At 45.2% G+C, this 7,739-nt stretch carries 3 protein-coding genes and 1 pseudogene; all 4 read right to left on the bottom strand.

Annotation, left to right across the window (positions count from 1 at the left end):
- Nucleotides 1-312: 312 nt before the first annotated feature.
- Nucleotides 313-579: pseudogene (locus tag H6S82_RS33405) on the bottom strand (zinc ribbon domain-containing protein); the annotation flags it as partial.
- 243 nt (nt 580-822) lie between these two features.
- Nucleotides 823-3,102: a GAF domain-containing protein gene (locus H6S82_RS11415; protein WP_199315378.1), complete on the bottom strand. Its 2,280-nt coding sequence runs from the start codon at nt 3,100-3,102 to the stop codon at nt 823-825.
- A gap of 301 nt (nt 3,103-3,403) precedes the next feature.
- Nucleotides 3,404-5,362, bottom strand: coding sequence for a response regulator (locus H6S82_RS11405; protein ID WP_190467116.1), 1,959 nt, complete (start codon nt 5,360-5,362; stop codon nt 3,404-3,406).
- Nucleotides 5,359-7,739, bottom strand: a 2,381-nt coding sequence (locus H6S82_RS11400; RefSeq protein ID WP_191056238.1) for a response regulator, incomplete at its 5' end; no start/stop codon positions are given. The genes H6S82_RS11405 and H6S82_RS11400, both read right to left, overlap by 4 nt.

The following is a 7,739-nucleotide window of genomic DNA, read 5'->3' as shown; positions in this document are numbered from 1 at the left end:
CGCCCTGCCAAAATCGACGTAAAGTAGCTCTAGAGGTATGAGCGTCCTGCCACCAACGAGCCGTACTGGTTTTCGTCCAACCGCGACGCTGACGCGCTTTGTCTACGATCGCCAGTCCTTCCGTTGATGCCGAAAGCGAATTTGACATAGCTAGGGGCTAGGGGCTAGGGGCTAGGGGTTAGGGGAAGAAGGGATTAGGAGCGAGAGTTTCAGGAATTAAGAATGCCTTAACCGCCTTCACTGTTGCTATATCTCAATTTTGGCTTGTTTGGAGCCCAATATCGAATGTTGCTGCTTGACATACTCCCACCGTCAAGCTTCGCTGTGACGGGGGATTCTCCCAGAATCACTTCTTGGGATTACTGGCTCAATGAGACGACTTAAATCCTCAACATCTCTGTTAAAGACCCAGAGGCCGGACTCTCCCCAGTCGTTTGGGTCGGTTTCTGTATGCCCTACAGTACCGTTGAGGTATTCCCCCAAATATTTCAACCCTTTTTTGAGAATGTTAATTGCTGCGTTCCAGTCACGATCTAAAACTGTTTTGCAGTGAGGACATTGATGAGTTCTAGTACTCAATTTGAATTGTGGCAGCATTTCGCTTTTTGTGGCTTTCAGCCTCCGGTGTTCCTCTGTAATTTGAACAGAGAATTTTGAGATGGAGTTGCGATCGCTCTCCAAGAACAGACGCACAACTAATAAAGTTAGGCACACAGGCGATTGTCGCTGTTGTGCAACAGTCACAAGAATAATCGATCGCACCTAGCGATCGCCTCAGCTATAAGGAAGAAAGCTCAAGCTCAACCGATAAAGGAAAAGCGATTATTTCCCATCAGACATTATCGGTAATTCCACTAAGAAGGTAGTATGTCTCGATCCGCTTTCAACTTGGATCGAGCCTCCCAAATAACTTACCAGTTTATCCACAAGTGCCAGTCCCAGCCCCGTGCCGCCATGTTTCCAGGGGTCATTGCTGGGAATGCGGTAGAATTTATCGAAAATGCGCTGCATTTCGTGACGCGGAATTTCGATGCCAGAATTGCTCACGCTTAACTGAATCTTGTCCGAGTTAATGCGAACGCTGACTGTAATTTTTCCCTTGGCTGGGGTGTACTTACAAGCATTGTTGAGCAATTCTGTGAGGATACGCTTGAGACTGAATGGGTCGGAAGCCAGGGGAGGCAGTTGCCGAGGAATGTCAATTTCTAAAATTTGTTGCTGGTCGTAGATAAGTTGTTCAAAAGGTTCGACAACATGAGGAATCCAGTCTGGTAAATGAATAATTCTTCTGTCAAGCAGGAGAGTTCCGGCGTTGAGTTGCTGCAATTCCAGTAAATCGTTGATTAAATTAATTTCTCGCTCGCACTCATCATTCAAAACATGGAAGTAACGAGCGGCTGTGTTACTTTCACGGTTATTTTCTAGTTCTGGATTGAATCCGCATTGCTGATTCAGCATAACTTCCAACATTTGAATTGCCATTTTCATGTTGGATACTGGTGTTTTTAATTCGTGGGAGACGGTATTGAGGAAGTCGTCTTTGAGGCGGTTGAGTTTTTCTAGTTCTTGGACTTGAGCTTGTGCTGCTTGGTAAAGTCGAGCTTGGCGAATCGCGATCGCACATTGATTGGCTACCTGCTGCACCAATCTAATTTCTAATTCATTAAACACATATTCTTCCGGTTTTAACAACCACAAATCGCCCAGCACGCCTTGATTATCTAAAATCGGACAAGCCAGCACAGCAACGCGATGGTGAACTTGCCGTATCGAGTGGGAAGCTATTTCGCAAAATTGCAGATACTGACCTTGCAGAAGCTGAAAGTAAATGCCAGGGAAATCAGCCATTTGCAGGACGCGATTGCGATCCGATGGCGATGTAATTGCATATTCGGAACAAATGCTAGAAGTAGCTTTTTCGAGATTGTATAGTGCGGTACAGCAATAATCTGCTTTCAGTCCCAGCGCTAATTCTTGCACCGCTGTTTGTAAAATGTGGCTTTCATCGAGGGTATCGCGCACTTTGTCGGTAATCCGTTTGAGCATTGCTTCAAAGTTGAGCGCCTGCTGCAACAGATCTGTACGTTCCTGCACTTGTTTTTCCAGGTCGGTATTGAGCCGCGCCAAGTGTTGATATAGTTCTGATTGTTGGATGGCAATTGCTACCTGAGTTGCTAATTGCTTGAGCAGGTCTATTTCCAAATTCTGCCACTGTCTTGGGCCGCTACACTGATGGGCAATCAGCAGCCCCCACAATTGGGAGTTTGGCGTGGGATTTTCTAATTGAGAATTCAAAACTAAGAATTCGGAATTATCTTGCAAAATCGGTACTACTAAATGAGCCCTGACTTGAAATCCAGCTAGCAAGTCGAGCAAAGATTGAGGCAGTCCCAGTGTGTATATATCGGCTTTGGCTTGAATGCGGTTTTGTTGGTAAGCGGGGATATAATTTTTTCCTAAGTAGGGATAGGCAATTTTTTTTCCTAAAATTGGTATCCAACAATCGCCTACCGATTCCACTACTACCCTACCCTGACTGTCGGGGTCATAGCGATAAATCAGCACGCGATCGGCTTGCAGAAATTCCCTAACTTCCGCTACTGTTGTATTGAGTATTTTCTCCAAGTTCAAAGATTGACGGATGCGCTGCGCTATCTTATCGATCAATCGCTCTCTTTCCGTTTGCTGTCGCAATTCTTGTTCGGCGCGAGAAGCTTTCAGCAACCGACGTACCCGCTGACGCAGTACAGCCCAGTTGATCGGCTTGGTAATATAATCGATCGCACCTGCCTCAAAAGCTCGGTCTACTGACTTTTCATCTTCCAGCGCCGTGATCGTCAATATGGGAATGCGATCGCCTCCTGGGAGGGAACGGATGAGCTTACAGCAGGTAAAGCCATCCATCACCGGCATCATACCATCTACCAGCACTATATCCGGTTTTAAGCAAGTATAGGCTGCTAATCCCTCTTCTCCGTCCACAGCTTCTGCCACTTGGTAACCTTCTTGTTCCATCGCTCGGCGAAGCTGAATTCGCATTAACCTGTCGTCGTCGATGACGAGGATGAGGGTTGAATGTTTCGGTGAATCGGAGGTATTCATAGTTGATTTGGCTGGAGTTCTTTAAAAAGTTTGGCTCTCCCCTACTTGTGGTCAAAACGCAGTTTTTTGGGCATAGGACATAGGGTATGGGGCATGGGGCAGAGAAATGCCTTACCCACCAACCATTCGTGCCAATAAATAATTTTTACTTATCACCTTATGTCCGAGAGAGTCAAACTCATAATTGACGACTACTATATAATCTACATTCAGTATGCCCGTGCCGAGCGAGCAATTTTCACCTTATTGGCAAAAAATCCTCATATAAGGATTTTTGATTTTTGACTTTTGACTTTTGACTTTAATTCTTCCCGTCTGTAGCGATAACCGATCGCAAGCTTTTTAACAATTCCTCGGAAGTGAATGGTTTTGGTAAAAAAGTTTGTACGCTCTGACGATTTAACTCGGTCACCTGAGAGTTTGAGGTCAATCCGCTAATGGCAATAATTTTGACATTGGGGTTAATTTTTTGCAACGTGCGGATAGTTGTCGGCCCATCCATCATCGGCATCATCATATCGACCAACACCACGCTAATATTTGTTTTTCGTTCCGCATATAAGGCGATCGCTTCAATGCCATTACTAGCACCGATCGCCTGATAATTATAACTTTCCAGGGAAGTTTTGGTGATTTCGCGGATGGCATCTTCATCATCAACTACCAGAACTAATTCTCCGTTTCCTCTCGGTAATTCTCGATAGATCTCTTGGCTGAACTTGCTTTCATCTGTTGATGCTGCTGGTAAGCAAACCTTAAATTTTGTCCCTTTTCCCACTTCGCTATAGACATTGATAAAACCCCCGTGTCCTTTGACAATGCCAACTGCGGTTGAGAGTCCTAACCCGGTACCCTTACCGTGTTCTTTTGTGGTAAAGAATGGCTCGAAAATGCGATCCAATATTTCCCGTGGGATGCCTGTTCCGGTATCCGAAACGGTAATTACCACATATTTACCAACTTTCGCCTCTATATTCATCCTGGCATAATTTTCATCGATAAAAATATTTTCCGCAACCACATTTAAAATTCCGCCTTTGGGCATGGCGTCGCGAGCGTTGACGCAGAGGTTCATCAAAACTTGGTGCAATTGCGTCGCATCGCCGCAAACAGTCCAAATTTCTGAGCTTGGCACATCTGTATAAATTTCAATACATTTGGGAAATGTTTGTTTGACTATTTTGGCAATTTCCGATATTAAATGCGCTACTTGAAGATTAGTGCGATCGCCTTGCAGCCCTCGCGCAAAAGATAGCACTTGTTTGACTAAATCGGCGCTGCGTTTCGTATTGGCTTCCAGAATTTTCAGCAATCGCTGACTGTGTTCGTCGTGACATTTCATTTCTAGAAGTTGCACAGACATCAAAATTGGTGCAAGCGCATTGTTTAAATCGTGAGCGATGCCGCTAGCAAGAGTGCCAATACTCTCCATGCGCTGGGCCCGCAGAAATTGCGTTTCCAGTTGTTTTTTCTCTGTAATATCGGTATTAACTGTCAGGATTGATTTAGGTTGCTTTTGTTCCTCCTGCACCAGCGTCCACCGACTTTCCACGATTATTTCTTTGCCGTATTTGGTGACTTGAAGCAATTCACCTTGCCAGGAACCAGCCTCATCAAAAATTGGCTGTCCGCTTTCCAGTTCGGGGGGAACTTGTTTGTACAACAGCTGGTTGACATTTTTACCGATCGCTTCTTCCGACCTCCAGCCATACAAACGTTCAGCACCTTTGTTCCAAAATAAGATTTGGTTGTCCAGATTTTGCACTAAAATAGCTTCAGTGGCGATATCCAGTAGAGCGGCTTGTTCGCGAATTTTTTGTTCTGAACGCTGGCGATCGATTTCGGCGCGACAAGCTTCCAGCAAACGGCGCACCCTCTGACGCAAGACAGCCCAATGGATGGGTTTGGTGATGTAATCGTTCGCACCCGCCTCAAAAGCTCGATCGACAGATTCTCGATCTTCCAGCGCCGTGATCATCAGTACAGGCGGGGGATTGCAAAGAGATTGCGTTTGGCAGATATTTTCCGTTCGGATTAGTTTGCAGAAAGTAAACCCATCCATCACCGGCATTACCGCATCCAGCAACACGATATCCGGACGCCAACGAGTATAAGCAACTAATCCTTCTTCTCCGTTAGCAGCTTCTACCACTTGATACCCAACTTCTTCCATCGCCCTGCGAAGCTGAAGTCGCATGAATTTGTCATCGTCGATCGCCAGAATTAGCGGTGCATCTTTTTTGTCTGTAGAGATATTCATACCTTGTGTTGCTGACGTTCTATTTGCAAAGCTACTTTGACTCTTTCATACTCAGTTTCCAGAAGAGGTAATTTTTCTTTGCCTTCTTTAGTATGCCCATTTCGCCCCATAGTTTCTAACTCTTTGCAATAATTAGATAAATTTGTCGCTCCCAAGGTCATACTACTTGCCTTCAAGGTATGAGCTGCTTGGCGCAATTTACTTGCATTTCCTTCTGCTATAGCGGTAGCGATATCTGCCAATAATTTAGGGCCATCTTCCAGGTAGCAATCTATCAATTCGGATAGAATATCTTCAGCGTTTTTCCCGATCATTTTGCGGAAAGATGCCAGTACTTTGGCATCGACGACTGATTTGTCAGGTGTCAGTTGTTGTGGCGCAGGCATCTCGCCTGTATCAGTTGTCGGTTGTTCTTTATTGCTGACCGTTGATGAAGCAGGCTGACATTTGCTTAACGCAGCGACAATATCTTCAAGGCGAACAGGCTTACTGATGTAATCATCCATACCGGCAGCTATACAAATTTCGCGATCGCCTTGCATGGCGTTTGCTGTCATCGCAATAATTCGCGGACGCTCACCTGTAGGCCATTGTTCCCAAATGCAGCGAGTAGCTTCCAATCCATCCATTTCTGGCATTTGCATATCCATGAACACCACATCGTAAAATTGGCGACGCAGTGCGGCGATCGCTTCCAATCCATTGCTGACCACCTCTGGCTGATAGCCTATTAACTGTAACAGATGCAAAGCTACTTTTTGATTGACTTTATTATCCTCCGCTAACAGTATTCGCAAAGGTAACTCTTCTGCCAAGTGGGGATTTATTTGCGGCAAAATAGGGCGGGATGCTTTAATTTGTTGCGGCTGTTCTCCTAGAACGTGGCTTAAAACATTATAGAGATGGGATTGTTTGATCGGCTTAGTTAGGAAAGCTGCAAAATCTACCTCTGAGGTATGATGACTTGCTGACAGTCTGCCTATGGAAGTTAACACGACTAAAGGTAATTTTTTGTACTTACCCAGTTTGCGGATTTCTGTTGCTAGAGTTAAACCATCCATTTCCGGCATTTGTATATCCAAAATAGCAATATCAAATGGTTCCTCTTGATGCAGCCATTCCAAAGCTTCATATCCAGACTCAGCCGCACGCGCTAGCATTCGCCAAGATTGTGCTTGCAGTGTTAATAATTCTCGGTTTGTAAAGTTATCATCCACAATCAGAAGGCGTTTGCCATCTAGCTGAGGCGGGAGATTTTGAGAAGCAAGAGGCGATATATCGGGAGCTGATGCTGCCACTATAGTGAAATAAAATGTGGAACCCTCACCCACTTGACTTTCTACCCACATCCTACCGCCCATCATTTCGCTGAGCTGTTTGCCGATCGTCAATCCCAATCCCGTACCGCCATATTGGCGCGTGGTCGAGGCATCGACTTGGCTAAAAGGCTGAAATAAGCGATCGATCCTGTCCGCAGAAATACCGATGCCCGTATCTCTGACAGCAAATTCAATTAAGTATTGCTTTTCATCGCTATCTGTTGATTCTTCACCGCCATCGGTTAACGCTAAAGCTACTACTGAAACTACTACTTCTCCTGTTTTGGTAAACTTAACTGCATTGGCGAGCAAATTCACCAAAATTTGGCGCAACCGCGTCACATCGCCCACAATCGTATTAGGAGTTTCTAGGTCGATCAGATAAGCCAATTCAATCCCTTTTTCGGCGGCTTTAAAAGCTAACATATCGAGAGATTCTTCAACGCAAATTCGCAGATTTAAAGGAGCTTCTTCTAACTCCATATTGCCGGATTCAATTTTAGACAGATCGAGAATATCGTTAATCAGCATGAGTAAATTATCTCCACTGCTTTGGATGGTTTCGGCAAAATCTCGCTGTTGGTCAGAAAGTTCTGTATTTATTAACAAACCGATCATGCCGATAATGGCATTCATGGGAGTGCGAATTTCATGGCTCATGTTGGCAAGGAATTGACTTTTGATTTGAGTAGCTACCTCAGCAGCTGCCTTTGCTTTTTCCAATGCTTGATTCGCCTGAAATAGTTCTTGGGAACGTTCGACTAGAGATTGTTGAGCGAAATAGCGCTCGGTAATATCGTCTAATATCCACAGACGCCCCGGTACGTCCCGCACTTTAGTAGAAGTGCTGGCAATACTGAGGACTTTTGGTTGCGGTTGTGAGAAAATCCAGTTCCAGTTACGAATTTCTGCTTGAGGTTTGGTGAAAAATTTTGCCGCTTGTGCTGCTATTTCTGTTTGATTATCGGCGCTTGTGCGTAAAGTTGCCATTGCAGATGCGATCGCACTCGGTTCTACAGCGCCTGGAGTTAGTTGGAGTTGCGCCGCCGCCGCTTGAT

Origin of the sequence: Planktothrix sp. FACHB-1355 (assembly GCF_014748295.1) — a bacterium.
Classification (GTDB): Bacteria; Cyanobacteriota; Cyanobacteriia; order Cyanobacteriales; family Aerosakkonemataceae; genus Aerosakkonema; species Aerosakkonema funiforme_A.
Note: the sequence above shows the minus strand (reverse complement) of the source record. Positions and strands in the feature narration are given on the sequence as shown.